The sequence below is a fragment of the Phenylobacterium sp. genome, assembly GCF_004299445.1.
Classification (GTDB): Bacteria; Pseudomonadota; Alphaproteobacteria; order Caulobacterales; family Caulobacteraceae; genus Phenylobacterium.
On the sequence record NZ_SCTC01000049.1, the window covers coordinates 1 to 20,204 of the forward strand.

21 protein-coding genes and 1 tRNA gene are annotated in these 20,204 nt (G+C 70.5%); 13 read left to right on the top strand and 9 right to left on the bottom strand.

The genetic code is table 11. From position 1 onward, the window contains the following. Positions 1–178: 178 nt before the first annotated feature. Positions 179–715 (bottom strand): GNAT family N-acetyltransferase, encoded by a 537-nt coding sequence (locus EPN98_RS12990; protein WP_293363168.1) that lies wholly within the window; start codon positions 713–715, stop codon positions 179–181. 334 nt (positions 716–1,049) lie between these two features. Between EPN98_RS12990 and EPN98_RS12995 the strand changes: the two genes are divergently transcribed. Then, positions 1,050–1,730, top strand: coding sequence for a type 1 glutamine amidotransferase domain-containing protein (locus EPN98_RS12995; RefSeq protein WP_293363170.1), 681 nt, complete (start codon positions 1,050–1,052; stop codon positions 1,728–1,730). 16 nt (positions 1,731–1,746) lie between these two features. Here the strand turns inward: EPN98_RS12995 and EPN98_RS13000 are convergent, their stop codons facing one another. Next, positions 1,747–2,283: a gamma-glutamylcyclotransferase gene (locus EPN98_RS13000; protein ID WP_293363172.1), complete on the bottom strand. Its 537-nt coding sequence runs from the start codon at positions 2,281–2,283 to the stop codon at positions 1,747–1,749. A 48-nt stretch (positions 2,284–2,331) separates the two neighbouring features. On the opposite strand from EPN98_RS13000, the gene EPN98_RS13005 reads away from it, so the two are divergent. Next, positions 2,332–3,375, top strand: coding sequence for a DUF2125 domain-containing protein (locus EPN98_RS13005; RefSeq protein WP_293363173.1), 1,044 nt, complete (start codon positions 2,332–2,334; stop codon positions 3,373–3,375). Between the two features lie 30 nt (positions 3,376–3,405). Next, positions 3,406–4,026 carry a class I SAM-dependent methyltransferase gene (locus EPN98_RS13010; RefSeq protein WP_293363174.1) on the top strand — a complete coding sequence of 207 codons (621 nt, stop codon included), beginning with the start codon at positions 3,406–3,408 and terminating at the stop codon, positions 4,024–4,026. Between the two features lie 9 nt (positions 4,027–4,035). Here the strand turns inward: EPN98_RS13010 and EPN98_RS13015 are convergent, their stop codons facing one another. Further along, positions 4,036–4,221 carry a hypothetical protein gene (locus tag EPN98_RS13015; RefSeq protein ID WP_293363175.1) on the bottom strand — a complete coding sequence of 62 codons (186 nt, stop codon included), beginning with the start codon at positions 4,219–4,221 and terminating at the stop codon, positions 4,036–4,038. 290 nt (positions 4,222–4,511) lie between these two features. Between EPN98_RS13015 and EPN98_RS13020 the strand changes: the two genes are divergently transcribed. Then, entirely contained in the window at positions 4,512–5,261 is a 750-nt protein-coding gene (locus tag EPN98_RS13020) for an outer membrane beta-barrel protein (protein WP_293363176.1), read from the top strand. Between the two features lie 131 nt (positions 5,262–5,392). Next, positions 5,393–5,599, top strand: a complete 207-nt coding sequence (locus EPN98_RS13025) for a hypothetical protein (protein WP_293363177.1) — start codon at positions 5,393–5,395, stop codon at positions 5,597–5,599. Positions 5,600–5,636: 37 nt separating this feature from the next. On the opposite strand, the gene EPN98_RS13030 is transcribed toward EPN98_RS13025, so the two are convergent. Further along, positions 5,637–5,713, bottom strand: a tRNA-Met gene (locus tag EPN98_RS13030). 212 nt (positions 5,714–5,925) lie between these two features. Between EPN98_RS13030 and EPN98_RS13035 the strand changes: the two genes are divergently transcribed. The 4 genes from EPN98_RS13035 to EPN98_RS13050 all read left to right on the top strand — a co-directional run bounded on the left by EPN98_RS13035 (position 5,926) and on the right by EPN98_RS13050 (position 10,989). Beyond that, positions 5,926–6,954 carry a glycosyltransferase gene (locus EPN98_RS13035; RefSeq protein WP_293363178.1) on the top strand — a complete coding sequence of 343 codons (1,029 nt, stop codon included), beginning with the start codon at positions 5,926–5,928 and terminating at the stop codon, positions 6,952–6,954. Next, positions 6,954–8,726, top strand: a complete 1,773-nt coding sequence (asnB, locus tag EPN98_RS13040; protein ID WP_293363179.1) for an asparagine synthase (glutamine-hydrolyzing) — start codon at positions 6,954–6,956, stop codon at positions 8,724–8,726. The genes EPN98_RS13035 and asnB overlap by 1 nt, the downstream gene beginning before the upstream one ends. A gap of 14 nt (positions 8,727–8,740) precedes the next feature. Continuing rightward, positions 8,741–9,976, top strand: coding sequence for a PQQ-dependent sugar dehydrogenase (locus tag EPN98_RS13045; RefSeq protein WP_293363180.1), 1,236 nt, complete (start codon positions 8,741–8,743; stop codon positions 9,974–9,976). A gap of 152 nt (positions 9,977–10,128) precedes the next feature. Then, positions 10,129–10,989 carry an alpha/beta hydrolase gene (locus EPN98_RS13050; protein WP_293363182.1) on the top strand — a complete coding sequence of 287 codons (861 nt, stop codon included), beginning with the start codon at positions 10,129–10,131 and terminating at the stop codon, positions 10,987–10,989. Between the two features lie 16 nt (positions 10,990–11,005). Here EPN98_RS13050 and EPN98_RS13055 read toward each other — a convergent pair whose 3' ends face one another. Both EPN98_RS13055 and EPN98_RS13060 read right to left on the bottom strand, forming a co-directional pair. Continuing rightward, on the bottom strand, positions 11,006–11,956 hold the full coding sequence (locus tag EPN98_RS13055) for a nitronate monooxygenase (RefSeq protein WP_293363183.1): 951 nt from the start codon (positions 11,954–11,956) through the stop codon (positions 11,006–11,008). Between the two features lie 223 nt (positions 11,957–12,179). Beyond that, a complete protein-coding gene (locus EPN98_RS13060; RefSeq protein ID WP_293363184.1) occupies positions 12,180–13,289 on the bottom strand; it encodes an NAD(P)/FAD-dependent oxidoreductase in 1,110 nt (369 codons plus the stop codon). Positions 13,290–13,516: 227 nt separating this feature from the next. On the opposite strand from EPN98_RS13060, the gene EPN98_RS13065 reads away from it, so the two are divergent. Continuing rightward, entirely contained in the window at positions 13,517–14,818 is a 1,302-nt protein-coding gene (locus EPN98_RS13065; RefSeq protein ID WP_293363185.1) for a tetratricopeptide repeat protein, read from the top strand. 234 nt (positions 14,819–15,052) lie between these two features. Continuing rightward, on the top strand, positions 15,053–16,219 hold the full coding sequence (locus EPN98_RS13070; protein WP_293363187.1) for a serine hydrolase: 1,167 nt from the start codon (positions 15,053–15,055) through the stop codon (positions 16,217–16,219). Here EPN98_RS13070 and EPN98_RS13075 read toward each other — a convergent pair. Next, a complete protein-coding gene (locus tag EPN98_RS13075; protein WP_293363188.1) occupies positions 16,216–17,094 on the bottom strand; it encodes an NAD(P)/FAD-dependent oxidoreductase in 879 nt (292 codons plus the stop codon). The genes EPN98_RS13070 and EPN98_RS13075 overlap by 4 nt on opposite strands. Positions 17,095–17,247: 153 nt before the next feature. On the opposite strand from EPN98_RS13075, the gene EPN98_RS13080 reads away from it, so the two are divergent. Then, positions 17,248–18,720 carry an amidohydrolase family protein gene (locus EPN98_RS13080; protein WP_293363189.1) on the top strand — a complete coding sequence of 491 codons (1,473 nt, stop codon included), beginning with the start codon at positions 17,248–17,250 and terminating at the stop codon, positions 18,718–18,720. A 3-nt stretch (positions 18,721–18,723) separates the two neighbouring features. Here the strand turns inward: EPN98_RS13080 and EPN98_RS13085 are convergent, their stop codons facing one another. Continuing rightward, complete coding sequence (locus tag EPN98_RS13085) at positions 18,724–18,939, bottom strand: hypothetical protein (protein ID WP_293363191.1); 216 nt, start codon at positions 18,937–18,939, stop codon at positions 18,724–18,726. A 156-nt stretch (positions 18,940–19,095) separates the two neighbouring features. Between EPN98_RS13085 and EPN98_RS13090 the strand changes: the two genes are divergently transcribed. Beyond that, positions 19,096–19,545, top strand: coding sequence for a surface-adhesin E family protein (locus EPN98_RS13090; protein ID WP_293363192.1), 450 nt, complete (start codon positions 19,096–19,098; stop codon positions 19,543–19,545). A gap of 36 nt (positions 19,546–19,581) precedes the next feature. Here the strand turns inward: EPN98_RS13090 and EPN98_RS13095 are convergent. Continuing rightward, a partial coding sequence (locus EPN98_RS13095) for a DUF169 domain-containing protein (protein ID WP_293363194.1) occupies positions 19,582–20,204 on the bottom strand: 623 nt, incomplete at its 5' end.

Consider the following 20,204-nt stretch of genomic DNA (forward strand, 5'->3'; position numbering starts at 1 on the left):
CCCAGGCACACCTCGGCCATGATCGACAGCATGGCGTCGATACGCTCAGGCGTAAGGACCGGAGGGGCGTTCATATAGAACAAACATAGAACATTGATCGACGATTGTCAAGGTTTGGCCGTGTCGCCGGCGATCGGCTTCATCGCGCGCGAAGACGGCCCGACGCCTTTCGGACCTGTCAGGCCTTTCGCGCCCTCGAGGTTGGGCGATGCGGTTCGCCCTCCAGTTCGATCGTCACCTGGACGGTGCGGAAGTCCTGGGTCTGCGGCTGGACAACGCCGCCGAACGCCCGGGCGAGGCGCAGCATGCGCTTGTTCTCGAACATGATCTCCGCCCGCACCCGCTTCAGACCGCGCTCTCGGGCCCAGCCCAACATCTCCTCCATCAGGCGATGCCCCAGGCCGTGCCCCGCCTGATCCGAGCGGACCATGATGGCGAACTCGCCTTCGGGCGCCTCGCGGGACAGGATCAGGCGGACCACGCCCAGTATCCCGTCCTCACCGTCTGCCGCCGCCGGGTCATAGGCGGCCATCGCGATGTGGCGCTCTCGGTCGAACTCGGTGAGCAGCGACGTGAGGTGACCCACAGCCGGGCGGACGGGGGAAAAGAACCTGAGACGCAGATCGTTCGGCGTGGAGCGAAGTCCCATCTGGACCAGGGATTCGGCGTCATCGGTACGAATGGGACGAAGGCGCAGCTTGCGGCCCCGGCCCACGACGATCTCCCTGTCAGGCGACGGGCGTGTGTCCGCATCCCGGTGCGGAGGGTCGGGCCGCCGCAGCGTCGGAGGATGGGGGTTCGTGGGCGATCCAACCATCGCGAGACCTCGAGCCTCCTGAGATTGCGCCGACGGCGGTTGGGGTTGCTCGCTCCTGGAACGTGCAGACCGCCGCTCGGTTGCGCACCGCAGCATCGCCGCGGACTCGGCAACCATTTTCCCGCAACGCTGTTTTTGCTGCGACGCACACACCGGACGCGCGGCGGCGCGATCCCTGCGCCGCCTAAGCCGCGCGCAAGGGCCCGGGCGAGACCCTGACCAGGAGCCTGCCATGAATGTTCTGATGGTGCTGACGTCCCACGACCGCCTGGGCGACACCGGCGAGAAGACCGGCTTCTGGCTGGAGGAGTTCGCGGCGCCCTACTACGTGCTGCTGGACGCCGGCGCCGACATTACCCTGGCCTCGCCGAAGGGCGGCCAGCCCCCGCTCGATCCCAAGAGCGACGCCAAGGAGGCCCAGACCCCGGCGACCGAGCGGTTCAAGTCGGACCCCGACGCGCAGCGAACACTGGCGGCCACCACGCCGTTGGCGGACATCCGGGCGGAAGACTACGACGCCGTGTTCTTCCCCGGCGGCCACGGACCGATGTGGGATCTCGCGGAAAGCCCTGACGCGCGCCGCCTGGTCGAGGCCTTCGCCGCCAACGACCGGCCCATCGGCGCGGTCTGCCACGCCCCGGCCGTGTTCCGGCGGACGCTCGCGGCCAATGGCGAGCCCCTGGTCTCGGGTCGCCGCGTGACCGGCTTCACCAACAGCGAGGAGGACGGCGTCGGGCTGAGCCAGGTGGTTCCCTTCCTGCTGGAGGACATGCTGAAGGCCAACGGCGCCCTCTACGAAAAGGGCGCGGACCAGCAGCCCTACGTGGTGCGGGACGGCGCCCTCGTGACGGGTCAGAACCCGGCCTCCTCGGAACCGGCCGCGCGCGAACTGCTGAAGCTGCTGAAGGCCTAGGGAGAGCGCTCCCGCCTCAGGCCGCCGCCTCTCGGTGCTCCACCATGGTCAGCAGCCGTTCCATGCCGGCGTCGCGGACGCGCATTTCGCGCAGGTGGTCGACGAGGTCGCGGAGGTAGTCGACGTTCCTGCCGGACAGGCCCTTGGCGCCGGCGATCAGTTCGGCCTGGCGTTCGAGGCTGAGCGCGCCGGCCCACTGGGCGTGCATCACGTCGGACAGGAAGCAGAGGCTTTCCACCCGGCGGCCGTCATCCAGGCGGATGAAGCGGCGGGCCTCGATGTAGGTCTCGGTGGGCTGTTCGCGCTCAAGCAGATAGGCGTAGGTCTGGGCCCAGTCGGCCTCGTCCACGCGGTAGGCCGCGCCCCGGCACGCGCCGCCCGGCGCCAGGCCGAGCACCAGGCCGGGTCGTTCGTAAGTGCCCCGATGGTGCACCGAATAGATGCAGAATGCGCGGCGGCGCCCATGTAATGTCGCCCCGCGTCGCTCAACGAACGGGAAGCCAGGCCGCCACATCAGCGAACCGTAGCCGAACACCCAACGTTCCGACGCCATCCCGCCCCATCCCAAGCCACACTGGCAAGCTCTCACTCCGGAATGTCTGTGCCCGATCCGTCCCCGCCCCGCAAACCCAGCCGCCTTCGCCTGTACATCGTGTTCGGCCTGTTCCTCCTGCTCGTGGCGGGCTGGAGCGCCGCGTGGGTCTGGGCCCGGGGCGAAACCCAGTCCCGCATGGACGCCGGCGCCGAGATGCTGCGCCGGGCCGGCTACGAGGTCGGCTGGAAGGACCGGACGATCGGCGGTTATCCGTTCCGCCTGAACGTCACACTGACTGAGGCGCGCATCCGCGACCGGTCGGGTTGGGCGCTGGAGGCGCCGAAGCTGGAGGGCCAGGCCTTCATGCACGCGCCGACCACCTGGGTGCTGGCGGCGCAGGACGGCCTGACGTTCACGCGGCCCATGGGCGGGCCCGTGGCGGTGAAGGGCAAGCTGATCCGCGCCAGCCTCAGCCACCTGACCAACACCCCGCCCAACCTGTCGTTCGAAGGCGTCGAGCTGACGTTCACGCCGGCGCCGGGCGCCAACCCCTTCAGCCTGCAGGCCGCCGAGCGCGTGGAGTTCCACCTACGCCAGGCGCCCAGCGAGGTGGGCGACGAGGCCGGCGTTTGGCTGTCGGTCAAGAACGGCAAGGCGCAGCTGTCGGGCCTGCTGGGCCGGATCGCCGGGGACAAGCCGATCTCGGTGGAATGGGACGGGCGGATCTCGAAGATCAGCGCCGTGCGCGGCCCCGACTGGCCCTCGGCGGTGCGCGCCTGGTCGCAGGCGGGCGGCCGGATGAGCGTCAAGCGCGGCGGCCTCACCGCCGGCGACGCCCTGATCGGCGTCAACTCGGGCTCGCTGGGCGTGGGGACGGACGGCCGGGCGAACGGGGTGCTGGACGTGTCGCTGCGCCAGGCGCCGCGGGCGTTGAGCACGCTTGGCCAGACGGGGACCATCCCGGCAGACCGCGCCGAGGCGGCCGCCGCCGTCGCCCAGGCCCGCCAGACCGGCGACCTGGCCCGCGCCACGCTCAACTTCGAAGCCGGCCAGACCACCCTGGGCCCCGTCGCCATCGCGCCCGCGCCGAAGGTGTACGAGCCGCGGTAGCGACGCCGCTCGGGGGAGGTATAGTCGGCCATGGCCACGCTTTACGAACGCTTCGTCCTGCCCCGTCTGCTCCGGTGCGCCTGTTCGGCGCCGGGGATCATGAAGCAGCGCGCCAAGGTCGTGCCTCTCGCCGAGGGCCGGGTGCTCGAACTGGGGATCGGCATGGGTCTGAACCTGGAGCTCTATGACGCCGCCAGGGTCGAGAGCGTCACCGGGGTGGATCCGGCGGCCGAGCTGCGGGCAATCGCCGAGGCGGCGCCGCGCGACCCTCGACTCTCGGTGAAGGTGGAGGATGGGACCGCCGAGGCCTTGCCCTTCGAAGCCGGGACCTTCGACTGTGTGGTCTGCACCTTCACGCTCTGCTCGGTGCATACGCCGGCCGCGGCGCTCAGCGAGGCGCGGCGCGTGCTGAAGACGGGCGGGCGGTTCCTGTACTGCGAGCACGGCCTGGCGCCCGACGCGGACGTGGCGAAGTGGCAGCGGCGGATCGAGCCGGTTTGGAAACGCATGGCCGGCGGCTGTCATCTGACGCGGCCGGTGACGGCGGCCATCGCAGCGGCGGGGTTCACCGTCCGCAGCAGCGACAGCATGTACATTCCCCGCGCCCCGCGCTTTGCGGGGTGGAGCGAGTGGGGCGAAGCGGCCCCTTAAGGCCCGGCCCTACTGGATGGGCAGGGCGTAGGCGCGCAGCCGGCTGGGCAGCCGCATGGCCGCGCGGGTGGCCTCGCGCACGTTCGGAAACTGCTGCGCACGCTCGGAAATCCGGGTCCAGACGGCGCGCGCGCCCTCTTCCAGGTATTCGATTCCGTCCGGCTTCGTCCGGGCGACAACAACTGAAGACGCCATGGGGCTCTCCTGCAGCGAACGGTGTGCCCTTCTGGCTCACCTGAGGCGTTACGACCCAAAGCTCGTGCCAGACGCGTTCGCGGTTCGCCCGTCGCGCGAACGCTCAGGCGAAAACTTGCGTTCGGCGAACCAAGATAGGGCAGAACGTATCACTCTGCGTCCGGGTGACGACATAAGTGTTGCGCAAAAGCCGCACCCAGCCCCAACAACCCTTCGTGGCAGAGCTTGGCCTTGAGCCGCCTGGCGAGCATCCCTAGGTGCGCGCCCTTCGTTAGTTTCTGGGATTACCAATGAACAAGAACCTCTTCGTCGCGGCCGCCGCCGTGGCGTTCCTCGGGTCGGCTGTGGCCGCCCAAGCTCAAACCGTCGGTCACATCGGCGCCAACTATGGCCGCACCGACCTGGACGTCGCCGGCCTGGACGCCGACGCCGACACCTATCAGGTCGAAGGCGCCGTGCGCTTCGACGCCGGCAAGCTGGGCGCCCAGATCGATGGCGCGATCACCAACTATGACGGCGACGACACCTCGTTCGGCGCCACGGGCCACCTGAACACGAAGGTCGGCGGCGGCCTGATCGGCGCCTTCGCCGGCGCGGAAGCCAGCGACGACCTCACCGTCTGGGGCGTGGGCGTCGAAGGCCAGGCCAACCTGGGCGGCAAGACGAGCCTCTATGGCCAGGCCGGCTACGGCAACGTCGACGACGCGTTCGACGCCGACATCTGGGCCGTCCGCGGCGAAGTCCGTCACTTCGTGACCGACAACTTCCGCCTGACGGGCTCTCTGGGCTACGCCACGGTCGACGTCGGCCCGAACATCGACACCTGGAACGCCGGCATCGAGGCCGAGTACCAGTTCGCCGAGACGCCGTTCAGCGTCGTGGCCGGCTACGAGCACGCCGACTCGGACGACATCAACTCGAACGCCGACACCTTCCGCATCGGCTTCCGCTACACCTTCGGCGGCACGCTGAAGGACCGCGACCAGTCGGGAGCCTCGCTCGGCTCGGCCAGCAAGCTGTTCGGCGCCGGCCTCCGCTAAGCGGACCGATCCGACCCGACCACGAGAACGCCCCCGGGACCCCACGCCCGGGGGCGTTTTTCGTCGAACGCGGGATTCAAAGTGAAGCTCGAATCAGCGACGTTGCCCTTCGTCGTTGAAAAGGGCGCGTGATGCCGCAGGTGAACTACACGGTCGATTTCCTGGACGGCGTCTGGAAGGTCGGCCTGAACGGCAAGCACTTCGGCCCCTATTCCACCCTCGACGCCGCCGTCGCCGCCGCCAGCAAGGCCGCGCACAAGGCCGAGGAGCAGGGCTATGAGGCGCTGCTGACGATCAATTCCGTCGAGGAAGCGGTCGCGAAGGGCGACGCGGCCTGAAGGTCGGGATTCGGGGATAATTCGCGCGACGGGGCCCTGGTGGCGGGGGGCGGGCTCGAACCGCCGACCTGTGGGTTATGAATCCACCGCTCTAACCAGCTGAGCTACCCAGCCAACTCAGGGCGCCCATCGCGCGAGGCGCGGTTTATAGGGGCGAAGCCGCTCCGCTTCAAGCGCTTGGGCAACGCGATCTTGGGCGCCTCGCGCCCTCCGGCGAAGTGGACCCACTTCGCCGCCGGGAGGGCGCGAAATCTTGGGCCTGGAGCGCGTCCGGACGCAAAACCGGCTCCCACTTTTGCTGGCCGCGCTCTAGGGTCGCACCTGCGATGAGCGTCCTGCACCTCCTGGGAACGGCCGGCGAAGGCGGCGCGGAGACCTACTTCGTCGACCTCGTGAAGGCGTTGAAGCGCGCGGGCGTGCCCGAGGCGGCCGTGATCCGGGCCAACGCGGGCCGCGAAGAGCGGCTGAAGACCGCCGGCGTGCCGGTGAAGGTGCTGCGCTTCGGCGGCCCCATCGACATCCTGACCCGCCCGGCCGCCGCCGGGTTCGCCGCGCTCCAGCACACCAAGGTGGCGCTGGCCTGGATGAACCGCGCCGCGCGCCACACCCCCCGGGGCCCCTGGGCCCGGATCGGCCGGCTGGGGGGCTACTACAGCCTCAAGTACTACAGGGGCTTCGACCACCTGGTGGCCAACACCGAGGACATCGCCGAGTGGATCGTCGGCCAGGGCTGGCCGGCAGGCCGGGTCACCTGCATCCCCAACTTCGCCGCCGCGCCGCCGCAGGGGCCCGCCGTGCCGCGGGCCAGCCTGGCGACCCCCGACGACGTCCCCCTCCTGCTGGCCATGGGCCGGCTGCATGAGGCCAAGGCCCACGACGTGAGCCTGCACGCCCTGACCCAGCTGCCCGAGGCCTTCCTCTGGATCGCGGGCGTCGGCCCGCTGGAGGCCAAGCTGAAGGGCATGGCCGAGGCGCTGGGCGTGGCCGATCGCGTCCGCTTCCTGGGCTGGCGCACCGACGCCTCGGCGCTGTACCGAACCGCCGACGTCTGCCTGTTCCCCTCGCGCTACGAGCCGCTGGGCAATGTGGTGATCCAGTCGTGGGCCCACGGCCTGCCGGTGGTCGCCGCCGAGAGCCAGGGGCCGAAGGCGCTGATCCAGGACGGCAAGGACGGCCTGCTGGTCCCCGTCGACGACGCCGACGCGCTGGCCGCGGGCGTGCGAAGCCTGCTGGCCGACCGGGACCTGCGCGACCGGCTGATCGCCGCCGGGACCCGGCGGGTGGACGCCGAGTTCTCGGAGGCCGCGGTCGTCGGCCAGTGGAAGAGCCTCTTCGCCGACTACGGGGCGGTCTGATGTGCGGGATCGCAGGCGTGCTGGGCGGCGAAGAGACCACCGCCGAGCCGATGATCCGCGCGCTGACCCACCGGGGGCCAAACGGCATCCGAACCGAGTCGGCGGCCGGCGCGGCGCTGGCGCATGCGCGGCTGTCGATCATCGACCTTGAGGGCGGCTGGCAGCCGCTGCACGCCGCGGGCGGCACGGTCTGCGGCAACGGCGAGATCTACAACTTCGTGGAATTGGCGGCCGAACATGGCCTGAGCGACGTGCTGACCACCGGTTCGGACTTCGAGCCCCTGCTGCACCTCTACGCCCGCGAGGGCGAGGCGGCGTTCCGGCGGCTGCGGGGCATGTATGCCCTGTGCCTGATCGGCCCCGACGGCCGGGCGTTCCTGGCCCGCGACCCCTTCGGCATCAAGCCGCTGTACATCATGGAACACAGGGCCGGCCTAGCCTTCGCCTCCGAGCCCCGCGCCTTCTTCGCCGCCGGGATGATGCAGAAGGTGCTGGACGACGAGGCGGCGCGCGAGCTGCTGGAGCTCAACTACGTGCTGGGCGAGCGGAGCATCTACCAGGGCCTCCGCCGGCTGGCGCCCGGCGAGGTGGTCGAGGTGCGGGACGGGCGGATCGTGAGCGGGCATCGGCAATCGTTCCTCCCCCGCAAGGCGGGGGAGGTGTCGGCGAAGCTGACGGAGGGGGCGCTGCGGACGCAGGGCGCCAAGTCCAGCGCCCCCTCCACCACTTCGTGGTCCCCCTCCCCCGCTGGCGCGGGGGAGGAACTTGGGCTCCTCGACCAACTAGACGCGGTCCTCGAAGACAGCGTGCGGGTCCACCAACGCTCGGAGGTGCCGTACGGCCTGTTCCTGTCGGGCGGGATCGACAGCGCGGCGATCGCCACGCTGATGTCGCGGCTCAACGAGCGGCCGGTCACGGCGTTTACCTGCGGCTTCGATGCGCCAGGCGCCAAGGACGAGCGTGCGCAGGCTGAGCGGGTCGCCCGGGCGCTCGATCTCGACTGGCGCGAGACCAGCTTTGGCGAGGAGGACTTCTGGCGGATCCTGCCGCAGGTCGCCTGGGCGCTGGACGATCCCACCGCGGACTACGCCACCCTTCCGACCCATAAGCTGGCCGAGGCGGCCAAGGGCACGCTGACGGTGGTGCTGACCGGCGAGGGCGGCGACGAGCTGTTCGGCGGCTATGGGCGCTATCGCCGCGCGCTGCGCCCCGGCTGGCTGGGCGGGCGGCCCGCCGAGCCGCGCGGCGCGAGCCCGCAGGTGCTGAGGGCGTGGCGCGAGGCGGCGCGGGCGCCGCCGAACTTCAGCCGACTGCAGGCCGCCCAGTGGGCCGACATCGTCACCTGGCTGCCCAATGACCTGCTGCTCAAGCTGGACCGCTGCCTGATGGCGCACGGGCTAGAGGGGCGTACGCCGTTCCTGGACCCCGCCGTCTCCGCCTTCGCCTGGCCGTTGGCCGACCGCTTCAAGGTGCGTGGCGGCTACGGCAAGTGGCTGCTGCGCAAGTGGCTGGAGCGGACCTGCCCGGCCGCCGAGCCCTGGGCGAAGAAGCAGGGGTTCACCGTGCCCGTGGAGGCGTGGATCGCCCCCCGCGCCGCCGATCTTGCCCGAAACCTGGGCAGGGTGGACGCCGTGCGCCGCCTGGTCCCCGACGCCGCGCAGCAGATGCAGGCCGGCGAAGGCCGCTGGCCGTTGCTGTTCTTCGCGGTCTGGGCGTTGATCCACCTTGAGGGCGCGCAACCGGACGACGCGCTCGCCGCTCTGCTGGGATGAGCTGGAGGATGAGCATGAAGCCGTTCCTGATCGCCGCCGCGTCCGCCGCCCTGCTGGCCGCCTGTGGAGGCCAGACCGGACAGGCCCAGACCAGCTCGGCCGCCTCGGGGGGCGCGGTCGAGACTCGCCCGCCCAACGGCAAGGACCAGCAGCCGGCCTTCGCCGGGCAGACCCGAGCGCCCGAGCGCAAGGCCAATGTCGCCTACGAGGTCACCGACTACGTCACAGGGATCTCGCGGCCGTGGGGCCTGGCCTTCCTGCCCGACGGCGGCCTGTTGATCACCGAGCGTGGCGGCAGGCTGCGGCATTTCAAGGACGGGTCGCTGTCGGAGCCGGCAGCCGGCGTGCCGGACGTCGACGCCCGCGACCAGGGCGGCCTGTTAGGCCTGGCGATCGACCCGGAGTTCGCGGACAACGGCCTGGTCTACCTGGCTTTCTCGGAGAAGGACGGGAGCCGCAACCATGCCGCCGTCGCCCGCGGCCGCCTGATCCTCAATGCCGGCCCGCCGCGTCTGGAGGGCGTGCAGGTGATCTGGCGCCAGACGCCGTCGCTGGCCTCGACCAAGCACTATGGCGGACGGCTGGTGTTCGCGCGCGACGGCACGCTGTTCATCACCGGCGGCGAACGCTCGATCACCGAGGGCCGGATGCAGGCCCAGCGGCTGGACGGGACGCTGGGCAAGGTGGTCCGCATCAACGCCGACGGCTCGATCCCAAAGGACAACCCGTTCGTGGGCCGCGCCGGCGTGAAGCCCGAGATCTTCTCCATCGGCCACCGCAACGTGCTGGGCGCGGGGCTCCATCCGAAGACCGGCGAACTCTGGGCCGTCGAGCACGGCACGCGGGGCGGTGACGAGCTCAACATCGTGCGGGCCGGCAACAACTACGGCTGGCCCACCATCGCCTATGGCGTCGAGTACATGGGCGGCCCCATCACCGGCGGCATCACCCGGAAGGCCGGTATGGAGCAGCCGGTCTACTACTGGGACCCCGTGATCGCGCCCGGCGCGCTGGCCTTCTACGACAGCGACGCGGCGCCGGCCTGGAAGGGCAGCGTCTTCATCACCGGCCTGGGTCCGAAGTATCTCGCCCGCCTCACCCTCGACGGCGACAGGGTGGTGGGCGAGGAGCGCCTGCTGAGCGAGGCAGGCGAGCGCCTGCGCGACGTCGTCGTGGGGCCCGACGGCGCGCTCTATGTCACCACCGACAGCGACAAGGGCCGCGTCCTGCGGGTGGCGCCGAAGCGCTGAGTTTTCGGTGCGAGCCAGCAGGCTCAGAGCCCCCCACTCCCGACCCTCTCCCCGCAAGGGGGAGAGGGCCCCGCCTCACAAACCGGCCATATGCGCTAGGCGGAGGGGACTGCTAACCTGCCTGCCGCGACAGGAGTCGTTCGGGGGACGGGATGCGGATCTGGATGCTGGCGGCGGCCGCCGCGCTAACGGTCGGAACGGCTCAGGCGCAGACCCAGACGCCCCGATCGATCTTCACCGATCCGCCGGCCGATGCGAAGGCGCCCGCCGCCTCCGAGGTGCTGCACATCCCGAGCGGCGGGGTCGAGATCAACGGCCTGGCCTATCTGGCTGCCGGCCCCGGCCCGCATCCCACCGTCATCCTCACCCACGGCCTGCCGGGCAATGAGAAGAACCTGGACCTGGCGCAGGCCATCCGGCGCAGCGGCTGGAACGCCGTCACCTTCAACTATCGCGGGTCGTGGGGAAGTCCGGGTCCGTTCAGCTTCAAGGGCAACCTCGACGACGCCAGGGCCGTCCTGGCCTATGTGCGCGATCCCGCCAACGCGGCCCGCCTGCGGATCGACCCGAAGCGGATCGTGCTGGGCGGCCACAGCATGGGGGGCTGGGTGACCAGCCAGGTCGCCGGGTCGGACCCTGCGCTCAGCGGCGCGATCCTCATCTCGGCCGCCGACCTGAGCGCCCCCGCCGCCGCGCCGCTGGCGACGCGGCTGGACCTGGCCCGGTCGAACATGGAGGCGCTGAACACCACCGCCGAGGGCATGGCCGAGCAGATCGCGGGCCTGGGGCCCTACAGCTTCAAGGCCGCCGCGCCGGGCCTGGCGAAGCTGCCGGTGCTGGTGCTGACGTCCGACGACGGCCTCGCCCCGGTCGCCGAGGGCCTGGTCATGGACCTCAAGGGCCGCGGCGGGCGCGTGAAGATCGTGCACGCCGGCACCGACCACAGCTGGAACACCGCGCGCATACGGCTGCAGACCGAGGTGGTCACCTGGCTGGCGGCCTTGCCGAAGTAGCCTGGCGGAGGCGGCGTCAGGCCGGCTGGGCGACGCGTCCGTATCGCTGGCCCAGGTCGGTCATCACGGCTTCGAACTCGGCGACCGTCTCGGCGATGATCTCGGCCACCGGCTTGACGCTCTCGATCCGCCCCGCCACCTGGCCGGACAGGGCGATGGCCGCCTCCATGTCGCCGCCAAAGTAGAGGTCCAGCGCATTGGCCATCTCGGCCATGATGTTGGGCGGGGGCTCCAGCTCGAAGCGGGTGGTCTTCTCGGTGCGCAGCGCGCGCAGCGCCGGGCCCGGACCGTGGCGGTTCAGGAAGACGGTGTCCGTCTCCTTGGCGTTCACGATCATGTCCTTCCAGTTCTGGTGCACCGGGCTCTCGGCCGCCGAAACCATCCGAGTGCCCATCTGGACCCCCTCGGCGCCCAGGGCGAAGGCCGCGGCCATCGAGCGGCCGTCGGTGATCCCGCCGGCCGCGATGATCGGCACCCCGAACTTCGAGGCGACCAACGGCAGCAGCACCATGGTCGCCACGTCGCGCCCGTTCTTGAACCCGCCGCCCTCGCCGCCTTCCACCACCAGCCCGTCGACGCCCGCGTCGATCGCCTTCTGGGCGGCGGCCAGCGACGGCACGACGTGGAACACGGTCAGGCCCTTGCCCTTCAGCGCGTCGCAGTAGCGGTTGGGGTCGCCCGCCGAGGTGGTGACGAACTTGACGCCTTGGTCGGCCACAAAGCTCACGATGTCGGGGTCGCGCACGAAGGCCTGGGCCACGTTGATCCCCCACGGCTTGTCCGTGAGGGTCTTCATCTTACCCACCTCCTCGCGCACCTCGTCGAGGCGGCCGGACGAGGTCTCGATGATCCCCAGCCCGCCGGCGTTCGACACGGCGCTGGCCAGCTGCGAGCGCGCGATCCATCCCATCGGCGCCTGCACGATCGGATACTTCACGCCCAGCAGGTCAGTGATGCGGTTCTTCATGGCGTTCTCCCTGCGAGCATTCAAACAGGCGTTTACATCCCTTGTCACCCAACAACGGGCTGTCATCCCGGTTTGGGCGCAGCCCAAGACCGGGACCCACCAACCGGTGCGCGGCGTTGGTCGGCTTCCGCTGAGGTCGGCGCTACCCGGCCGGCTCGGAGCACGAGTGGGTTGGGTCCCGGTCTTCGCCTGCGGCGAAACCGGGATGACAGCTTGAAGTGGCTTACAGCCCCAGCCGCCTGGCGACTTCCTCGCCGATCGCCAGCGAGGACGTGAGGCCGGGGCTTTCGATGCCGAACAGGGCGACCAGGCCCGGCAGGGCGTGGATGTCGGCGCCGTCGAGGCGGAAGTCGGGTTGGGGCTCGCCAGGGCCGTGGAGCTTGGGGCGGACGCCGGCGTAGTCGGGGCTGAGGGCGCCGTCGGGCAGGCCCGGCCAGAACTTGCGGATGTAGCGGTAGAACTCGTCGGCCTTGGCCGGGTCCACGGAATAGTCGGGCGCGTCGACGAAACTGAGGTCGGGGCCGAACACCCCCTGCCCGCCCAGGTCACGGCGGTAGTGGGTGCCCAGCGCGCCGGGGATCGGCGGCGGGTAGATCAGCCGCTGGAAGGGCGCCTTGCCGGTCAGCCGGAAGTAGACGCCCTTGCCGAAGTGGGCCTTGGGGATGAGGTCCTTGGGGAACCCCTCGATGGTCGCCGCGACGCCCTGGGCCGACAGCCCCGGCGCGGTCACCAGGTAGCGGCAGGTCAGCGTCGTGGGCTCGGCGCCGCCGGCCCGGACCGAGAAGCCGCCGCCCTCCAGCGGGGTCGCGCCCTCGAACGGCGTCGCCAGCACGACGGCGCCGCCCGCCGCCTCGATCTCGCCCTGCAGCGCCAGCATATAGGCGTGGCTCTCAAGCACGCCGCTCTCGGGGCTGAGCAGCGCGCCCTCGCAGGCCAGCTCGGGCTCCAGCGCCAGGGTCTCGGCCTTGGACAGCCGGCGCATGCCCTCGACGTCGTTGGCCTGGGCCTGGGCCAGGATCGCGTCGAGCCGCTCCAGCTCGGCCGCCCCGGCCACGACCAGCTTGCCGCAGCGGTCGTATTCCACGTGATGGGCGTCGCAGAAGGCGTACATCATGCGGCGGCCCTCGACGCACAGCCGCGCCTTCAGCGAGCCGGTCGCGTAGTAGAGCCCGCCGTGGATCACCTCGGAATTGCGCGACGAGACGCCCTGGCCGATGGCCTGCTCCTGCTCCAGGACCGCGACCACCAGCCCGCGCCTGCTCAGCGCATAGCCGCACCCCAGGCCCACGGCGCCCGCGCCCACGACCACCGCATCGAAATCAAAATCGGCCATGCCGTCGGGTTAGCGGGCCGGCCCCGGGTTGTCATCCCACCGCTTGCGTCGCGCGATGGCGCCCGGCCGTTCAAGCCGGTAGAGGACGGAGAGGCCGCCGCTAGAGCGTGTTGGGCGAAAGTGGAAACCGGTTTCGCCCCGAAAACACGCTCTAAGTCAAACAAAGCGAGCCTGCTTATCCGGTTCAGATGATTCCATCTGAACCGGACAGGCTCTAGGAGCCCGAGATGACGGTGAAGGACAGCCACGGCCTTGAGATGACCGGCGCCAGCGTCAGGGCCGCCGAACTGTACCAGACCGCGCGCGAGCGGTTCCACGCCTACGCCGGCGACAGCTTCAGCCCGCTGATGGGCGCGCTGGCCGACAGCCCGGGGTTTGTCATGGCCCATGTGCTCAAGGCCTGGATGACTGTGATCGCCGCCAACACCCACGTGACGGCCATGGGCGTCGCGGCCTTCGAAACGGCCAGGAACCTGCCGATGAACGCCCGCGAGGCCGGACATGTGGCGGCGATCGGCGCCCTGCTGGCCGGCGAGGTGCGGGCGGCCGCGCGGATCCTGCAGGACGTGGCGGCCGACTATCCGCACGACGTGCTGGCGCTGCAGACCGGTCAGACGCTGGACTTCCTGCAAGGCGACAGTCGCATGCTGCGCGACCGGATCGAGGCGGCTCTGCCGCACTGGTCGCCCGACCGGCCCGAGTGGCACGCGATCCTGGGCCTCCACGCGTTCGGCCTGGAGGAGACCGGCCACTTCGACCGCGCCGAGGCGGCCGGGCGCGCCTGCGTGGCGCTGGAGCCCACAAACAACTGGGGCCAGCACGCCGTGGCCCACGTGATGGTCATGCAGGGCCGCCACGCCGACGGCGTGCGCTGGATGCGGCGCGAGAACACGGCCTGGCAGCCCGAGGCTCAGCTGGGGGTTCACAACTGGTGGCACACCGCCCTCTTTCACATGGGCCTGGGCGAGACCGACGCGGTGCTGGAGCTGTACGACGGCCCGATCTATGGCGAGGACGCCACCACCTTCGCCTTCGACATGGTCGACAGCGCCGCGCTGCTGTGGCGGCTGCAGCTTCTGGGCGTGGACGTGGGCGAGCGCTGGACGCGCCTGGCCGACAACTTCGCCACCGAACCGCATGGGCGGTCGGCCTTCGTCGACACCCACGCCATGCTGGCCTACGTCGGCGCCGGCCAGACCGAGCGGATCCGGGCGTTGCTGGACAGCCAGGGCCAGGCGATCGCCGGGCCAGGCGACAACGCCGCCTTCGTGCGCGAGGCCGGCCTGCCGGCGTGCGAAGCCATCGCGGCCTTCGGCGATGGCCGGTTCGCCCGCGCGGCGGAGCTGCTGAGTGGCGTGCGCAGCAATACCCACCGGTTCGGCGGCAGCCACGCCCAGCGCGACGTCCTGGACCTGACCCTCATCGCCGCCGCGCGGGCGGCCGGGGACGAGGGGTTGGCGCAGGCGCTGCTGGCCGAGCGCGCGGGCGGCATTCCCCTGCCCGAGTACGCCCGGTCGCTGGCGGCCTGAGCCACGGCCGTCCTTCCAGGCTCAGTGCGCGCCGCTGGTGCTGTCTGGTTTGACCACGAACCACACGAACCGAGCCCTCCGCTCGCACGGCATGGGAACCTCGAACCGGTTCGTGGGGTTCGTGGTTGAATCCGTTCAGCGCTTACGCGCCAAAGTAGCCGCGAGGAGAAAAGCGGTCGCTAGGCGCCGGCCGTCGGAGCCCTTAGCTTTCCCGCAAAATCGGGGAGGCGTTTCATGCGGATGGTGATCGGGCTGGCGGCGGCGCTGGCGTTGGGCGGGGCGGCGCAGGCGCAGGTGCCGCTGGATCCCAAGACGCCGTCGATCCTCTTCTGGACGCCGCAGCAGCAGAGCGACGGCTACCGCGCCATGGAGAAGGTCTACAAGGCCGAGACCGTGAAGCGCGGGACGAAGGTCCATCCCCTCCCGCTGGCCGCGAAGCAGATCGCGCCGACGTGGGAGCACGAGGGCAAGGCCTGGACGGTCGACAGCTACATGGCCGCCTACAACGTCTCGGGCATCCTGGTGCTCAAGGACGGCAAGATCGTGCTGGAAAAGTACGGCATGGGCCGCCGGCCGCAGGACCGCTGGACCTCGTTCTCGGTCGCCAAGTCGGTGACCTCGACCCTGGTGGGCGCCGCGATCCAGGACGGCAAGATCAAGAGCCTGTCCGCGCCGGTCACCGACTACATCCCCGAGCTCAAGGGCTCCGGTTACGACGGCGTCACCGTCCGCCAGCTGCTGATGATGAGCTCGGGCGTGAAGTGGAACGAGGACTACGTCGACCCCAACTCGGACGTCTCACGCTCGACGACACTGCCGATGGAGCCGGGCAAGAACTCGCTGGTCACCTACATGAGCCGCCTGCCGCGGGCGCACCCGCCGGGGACCATGTTCAACTACTCGACCGGCGAGACCGACCTGGTGGGCATCCTGGTCTCGAACGCGGTCGGCAAGTCGGTGTCGGAATACGCGTCGGAGAAGATCTGGAAGCCGTACGGCATGGATTCGGACGCTATCTGGGTGACCGACCCGGCGGGCCACGAGCGCGGCGGCTGCTGCATGTCGCTGACGCTCCGCGACTACGGCCGCGTGGGCCAGTTCATCCTCGACGGCGGCAAGGCGGGCGGGAAGCAGATCCTGCCGCCCACCTGGACCATCGAGGCCACCACGCCGCAGATCACCAGCGGCACGCGCGAGCGCGGCTACGGCTATTTCTGGTGGATGCCCGACTCGGGCGCCTACGAGGCCCGCGGCATCTTCGGCCAGTCGATCACCACCTACCGCGACGACCGCATCATCATCGTCACCAACGCCGCGTGGCCGCGGGCGACGGGGCGGGACCTGTCGATGGCCAGGAACGCCTTCATCAAGGCGGCGTACGAGGCGGCCAAGGGGAACTAGCCCGCGCCCCGCAGGCGGTTGTGGATGGCCGTCGCCGCGATGGCGGCCTCGCCGACGCCGACGGCGATCTGGTTCAGGCCGCGCACGACATCGCCCGCGGCGTAGAGGCCGTCCACGCTGGTCATCTGGTGGGCGTCGACGATCAGGTTGTTGAGCTCGTCCTGCCGGGCGCCCGCCGCCACGGCGAGGTCGGACTGGGCCGCGCAGCCCAGGGCCAGGTATAGATGGTCGAAGCGGCGCTCAGGCTGGCCGCCCCGTCGCAGAACCACGCCCTGCGCCTCGAGCCGGAGGTCTTCGAGCGCGATCTGCATGCCGGGACATCCTTCGGCCTCGCCGATCCGCAGGACCTCGACGTCGGCGCTGTAGGTGCGCAGGAACGCCGCCTCGCGCTCGCCCAGGTCGCCGTCGGTGAGCACCGCGATGCGGCGGTCGATGGCTTCGAACGCATCGCAGATCGGGCACATGCGGACGCGGCTGTCGCGGATGGCGGCCTCCACGCCCGGGATAGGCGGCAGGTGGTCGACGACGCCGGTGGCCAGCAGGGCCGCTGGGACCTCCATCGTCCCGAACGTCCCGTCCAGCCGCAGGCCGTCTGTCGCCGCCTCCAGGCTGTCGACGCGCCCGGGTCGCACGACCGCGCCGAACGCCACCGCCTGGGCGCGCATGCGGGCCACCAGGTCCGGTCCGCCGACGCCGTGCGGGAACCCCGGCGTGTTGTGGCTCTCGGGGATCCACTCGGCCCGCGACGGACCGCCATCGAGTACGAGGACGCGCCGACGAAAGCGGGCCAGATAGGTGGCCGCCGTCAGCCCGGCCGGGCCGGCGCCGACAACGACGACCTCCCAGGCGGGCTCTTCAGTGAAGGGCGTGTTCACGCGCGACAGGCGGCGCGCGCCTGAGGAAACCCGCAGATGTGCATTCAGGCGGAACGCGCAGGTCGGCGAGTGGTGGCGTCGATCGCGCGACGGCCGGCGATTGGCGCCCCGACGCCGGCGTGACACCCTCGCGCGCAAACGGGAGAGCGCACCATGAGCGACGACCTCGATCCCCACGGGCGGCGGCTGCCGATCAAGCTGGACGCCACGTCGAACGGGGAGTTCACGCCGATCCCGCTGGCCGACAGCGAGCGGTTCGCCAACCATCTGGCCTCGGAGCGGGCGGACGGGTTTGCAAAGCGCCTGAACCTGCCCCGGCGCGCCTTCCTGACCTCGGCCTGCGGCGCGGCCTCGACGCTGGCGGCCTTCAACGCGGCCCAGGCCGCGGCGGGCCATTCCGGCGGCTACTTCGAGGTCTCGGCCGATGCCGCCCTGGAGCCCCAGCTCGCCAGCAGCGAGCTCGGCAAGCGCGAGTTCATCTTCGACGTCCAGGGCCACTTCGTGAACCCGACGGGCGAATGGCTGAAGGGCGTGCCCAAGGGCGCCAAGCCGCTCTCCAACTTCGAGAAGGCTCAGTGTGACCTGGCCGAGGGGCCGGAGGACCGCGCCTATCTCCGCTGCCTGTCGGGCGAGGAGTTCATCAAGGACGTGTTCCTGGATTCCGACACCGACATCATGGTGCTGTCGTTCGTGCCCTCCACCCGCGAGGGCGAGCCGCTGACGATCGAGGAGGCCGCCGCCACCCGCGCCATCGTCGAGAAGATGGAGGGCTCCAAGCGGCTGATGCTGCACGCCCGGGTCAACCCGAACCAGCCCGGCGACGTGGAGGACATGGAGCGCCTGAAGGGCTTCGGCGTCACCGCCTTCAAGACCTATACCCAGTGGGGGCCCGGCGGCGACGGCTTCTGGATGACCGACGACGTCGGGATCAGGTTCGTCGAGAAGGCCCGCAAGCTGGGCGTGAAGAACATCGCCATCCACAAGGGCCTGCCGTTCGGCCCCAAGAGCTACGAGCACTCCACCTGCCGCGACATCGGGCCGATCGCGAAGCGGTTCCCGGACATGAACTTCCTGATCTACCACTCGGGCTACGTGGCCGGGAAAGCCGAGGGCGCCTACGACCCCGCGCGCACCGACGGCGTGGACGCGCTGGTCACCTCGCTGGCCGAGGCGGGCGTGGGGCCGAACAGGAACGTCTACGCCGAGCTGGGCTCCACCTGGCGCTTCGCCTCGATGCGCGACCCCACCAGCGCCGCCCACATGCTGGGCAAGCTGTTCAAGGCGGTGGGCGAGGACAACGTGCTCTGGGGCACCGACTCGATCTGGTACGGCTCGCCCCAGGACCAGATCCAGGCCTTCCGCACCTTCCAGATCTCGGACGAGCTGCAGGCGAAGCACGGCTACCCGAAGATGACGCACGAGTTGCGCGCGAAGGTGTTCGGCCTCAACGCCGTGAAACCCTACAACCTCGACGCCAAGACGGTCCGCCAGTACGTCGGCGCCGATGCGGTGGCGCGCGAGAAGGCCGAGTACGCAGAGCGGCCGAACCCGTCCTTCGCCACCTATGGCCCCCGGAACCGCCGCGAGTTCATGAACCTGATGCGGGCGAGCGGCGGGGGGCCGTGAGGTTCAGGCCGCAACGCCCCCGCGCCAGCGGAAGCTGTCCAGCGCCATGAGGCGGCGCACGCGGCCCGCGTCATCGTCGAGCCAGGCCTTGGTTCCGGCCAGGCCCACGACGCGGAAGATCGGCATGCCGCCGGCTTCCACCGAAACGATATCGCCCACCTGCACCGGCCGCTCGGCGGCATGGTCCAGGAGCGTCCAGGTGATGGCCGCAGAGGCCATGGTCTTCATCCTCATTCCACGTCCGCACCGCGCGGATCGTGACCAGAGGCTAGCGGGCGGCGGCTGAGGGTCGTCTGAGGGCGATGTTTAGCCGGCGTTCAGTTTCGGCGCACACGGCGCTGGACTTGGACGCCGCCGCCGGGCGTGATGCGGGCGATGACGAACCGGCGAACGAACCTGATGACGGCGGTGGCCCTGGCCGCGGCGCTGGCGGCCGCCCCGGCCGTGGCGGAAGACGCCGCCCCGCCCTCGGTCATGGAGAAGGACGGCTGGACCCTGGTCACCGCCAGCGACGACACCTGGGTCTACATGCGCCCGGTCGGCGCCGTGGCCGGCGACCTGCGCCGCGTCTGGACCGCCTACGACAGCGAAAAGACCCTGAAGCGCGACGGCTTCTCGTTCCGCTCGGTGCGCAGCCTGGGCGAATACGACTGCCGCCAGAAGCTCAACCGCGTGGTCGACGAGTTCTACTACGACGGGGCCGGCCTCACCGGCCGCACCTGGCGCTCGCCGATGTTCCGCGCCACGCCCTGGGCGCCGGCCGAGCCAAACTCGGTCGGGGCGATGCGAATGGCGTTTGCGTGCCGGGTGCTGGTGGAGACCTGAGGCCACTCCCAAAAAAGGAACGTGTGGGGCGCCGCGCTACGGCGCATAGCTCACCGCCATCCCCGCCCGCACGTCCTGCTGCACGCCGTATTGCGGGAAGGGGTAGCGGAAGCCGTTCTTGGAGAGGGCGCGCATGCCGGCGATGGCTTTGACGAGGTGCTCCGGCGGCGTGGCCATCAGCATCTCGTCGTCCAGCACGCCGCCGTAGCGGCGCTCGGCGAAGCAGGGGATCGAGAGGCTGGGCTCGCGTTTGGTCAGCGCCCGACCCCAGCTGTCGGCGCAGGCGCTCTCGCCCACCACGCCCCAGTCGAACTTCTTGTAGCCCGACCACTGCAGCCCGTTGATGAAGTACATCATGGCCCCGGGCGTCGCGTAGAAGAGCGCGATGTCGGGGTGCTGGAGCTTGCCGGAGGCCAGCGGCCCCACCGCCAGCGCCTCGAACTGGCCGTCGGGCACGCAGTGCATGGCCGCCTGGTGGGCCGTGGCGTCCTCCACCGTCTCGAACCAGACGCCGGTCATGTGCTGGCCCGACTTCCAGGCGTCGGTCTTGGCGCTCCCCAAGCCCACCACCGCGCGGCACTGGGCGCCCACCAGATCGTCGGCGGTGATGCCCACCGTCCAGCCCAGCCGTGAGGCCTGGCCCACCACCTGATCCAGGG

Bases quoted from the DNA above. Each gene is read 5' to 3' on its own strand.
- EPN98_RS12995 (WP_293363170.1), top strand. From the start codon at position 1,050: ATGAATGTTCTGATGGTGCTGACGTCCCACGACCGCCTGGGCGACACC.
- EPN98_RS13000 (WP_293363172.1), bottom strand. From the start codon at position 2,283: ATGGCGTCGGAACGTTGGGTGTTCGGCTACGGTTCGCTGATGTGGCGG.
- EPN98_RS13010 (WP_293363174.1), top strand. From the start codon at position 3,406: ATGGCCACGCTTTACGAACGCTTCGTCCTGCCCCGTCTGCTCCGGTGC.
- EPN98_RS13015 (WP_293363175.1), bottom strand. From the start codon at position 4,221: ATGGCGTCTTCAGTTGTTGTCGCCCGGACGAAGCCGGACGGAATCGAA.
- EPN98_RS13020 (WP_293363176.1), top strand. From the start codon at position 4,512: ATGAACAAGAACCTCTTCGTCGCGGCCGCCGCCGTGGCGTTCCTCGGG.
- EPN98_RS13025 (WP_293363177.1), top strand. From the start codon at position 5,393: ATGCCGCAGGTGAACTACACGGTCGATTTCCTGGACGGCGTCTGGAAG.
- EPN98_RS13035 (WP_293363178.1), top strand. From the start codon at position 5,926: ATGAGCGTCCTGCACCTCCTGGGAACGGCCGGCGAAGGCGGCGCGGAG.
- asnB (WP_293363179.1), top strand. From the start codon at position 6,954: ATGTGCGGGATCGCAGGCGTGCTGGGCGGCGAAGAGACCACCGCCGAG.
- EPN98_RS13045 (WP_293363180.1), top strand. From the start codon at position 8,741: ATGAAGCCGTTCCTGATCGCCGCCGCGTCCGCCGCCCTGCTGGCCGCC.
- EPN98_RS13050 (WP_293363182.1), top strand. From the start codon at position 10,129: ATGCGGATCTGGATGCTGGCGGCGGCCGCCGCGCTAACGGTCGGAACG.
- EPN98_RS13055 (WP_293363183.1), bottom strand. From the start codon at position 11,956: ATGAAGAACCGCATCACTGACCTGCTGGGCGTGAAGTATCCGATCGTG.
- EPN98_RS13060 (WP_293363184.1), bottom strand. From the start codon at position 13,289: ATGGCCGATTTTGATTTCGATGCGGTGGTCGTGGGCGCGGGCGCCGTG.
- EPN98_RS13065 (WP_293363185.1), top strand. From the start codon at position 13,517: ATGACGGTGAAGGACAGCCACGGCCTTGAGATGACCGGCGCCAGCGTC.
- EPN98_RS13070 (WP_293363187.1), top strand. From the start codon at position 15,053: ATGCGGATGGTGATCGGGCTGGCGGCGGCGCTGGCGTTGGGCGGGGCG.
- EPN98_RS13080 (WP_293363189.1), top strand. From the start codon at position 17,248: ATGAGCGACGACCTCGATCCCCACGGGCGGCGGCTGCCGATCAAGCTG.
- EPN98_RS13085 (WP_293363191.1), bottom strand. From the start codon at position 18,939: ATGGCCTCTGCGGCCATCACCTGGACGCTCCTGGACCATGCCGCCGAG.
- EPN98_RS13090 (WP_293363192.1), top strand. From the start codon at position 19,096: ATGACGAACCGGCGAACGAACCTGATGACGGCGGTGGCCCTGGCCGCG.